Annotated in this window: 1 protein-coding gene; it reads left to right on the forward strand. The window is 55.9% G+C overall.

The window, feature by feature from the left end; translation table 11 throughout:
- Positions 1–536 precede the first annotated feature (536 nt).
- The coding region (locus AUR66_RS20295) for a transcription initiation factor IIB (protein WP_082682090.1) at positions 537–1,383 on the forward strand (847 nt) is incomplete at its 3' end.

Genomic DNA, 1,383 nt, shown 5'->3' on the forward strand with positions numbered 1-1,383 from the left:
ATTCCCAACTGACCGGACGCAGAATCAAATTGTAGCAGTTGATGAGAACTCTTTTACTAATTAGATACTATTGACACTTGCCGTTATCAGGGGCACACCACTGGTACGGTCAACATCTCGTGTTGGCCTGCCATTCTCGTTTCGGACCTCGACAGTCCGTATCGGTCACAGAAGAGATGAGTGACTTCCTTGCTCTGCTTTGGTAGCCTCTCTGCACAAACCCATGGAAAGGGATAGTTGAGGGTTCGCCGTTCACGTCGACAGCCCCGGGGGGCAGGGGATTGGGGCTGTCGTTGGCACGCGATTGGCTGGTTTCTGTCCGTTGGGAGTTTTCCGCACCGTAGGACCAGACAGACAATCCTACGGACATAGAGCCTAGACGTCGGCAACGGTATCCATTCGGTTGGTGTCAATATACGCGCCGTTCGCGTTGCTGAGATGTCTGTCGAAATTTCCTGTCTGGGTCTTCGATCTCCGTGAGTTGTTTTTGCCCCAAAGGGGTGCGGGGCGCAGAAAGAATACCTCGCTGATGACCAATGGCAACGAGAGATATCTACGAGAGCGGCTTCGACGAGCATGTACCGGCTAACACAAACAAATCCTGTCCAGATTGCGGCGGCTATGTGAGAACGAACACGCTCGAAACTCTTTGCGAGGAGTGTGGACTCATCATCGACGAGTATCAAATCGACCACGGTCCAGAGTGGCGAATCACTGAGAGAGACGAGGAGAGTCAACGGAGAACTGGCGCTCCCCTGACGCCGACTCGGCATGACCGCGGGCTCTCATCTGAGATAGGCTACAAGCGAGACGCCGCAGGGCGAACGCTCTCCGGGAAGAAACGACAGCAGGTTTCTCGGATGCGCCGTGAACAGTCCCGTGGGCGATTCCAGTCGAAAGCTGAACGGAATCTAGCTCTCGGATTGGGCGAAGTACGTCGGATTGCAGGCGCTCTCGGATTCTCTGAGTCAATTCGTGACCAAGCATGCCGACTCTTCCGTAGTGCCCAGAACGAAGACCTCCTTCGAGGGCGGTCCGTCGAGTCGATTGCAGCAGCGAGCATCTACGGTGTTTGTCGGTGCAACGGACTCCTACGAACACTCCAGGAGGTTGCTGACTTGGCGCGTGTGGAGAACCAGAGGGTCGTGAACGCGTACAAGACGTTGAATACGGAACTTGGGCTGCCAACACGGCCTGTTCGCCCTCGTGATTTCATCCCGCGACTCTCATCCGAACTTGCTGTCCCTGACTCGGTTCGACAGAAGGCGCTGGATTTAGTTGAGGCGTCAGAGTCACGGGGTGTCACGACGGGCCTCAATCCGTCGGGATTTGCCGGTGCGTGCCTGTCCGTGCGTGTCTGGGTGAAGCGTTCCAGCTCACGCA

This window comes from Haloferax profundi, from assembly GCF_001469865.1.
Taxonomy (GTDB): domain Archaea; phylum Halobacteriota; class Halobacteria; order Halobacteriales; family Haloferacaceae; genus Haloferax; species Haloferax profundi.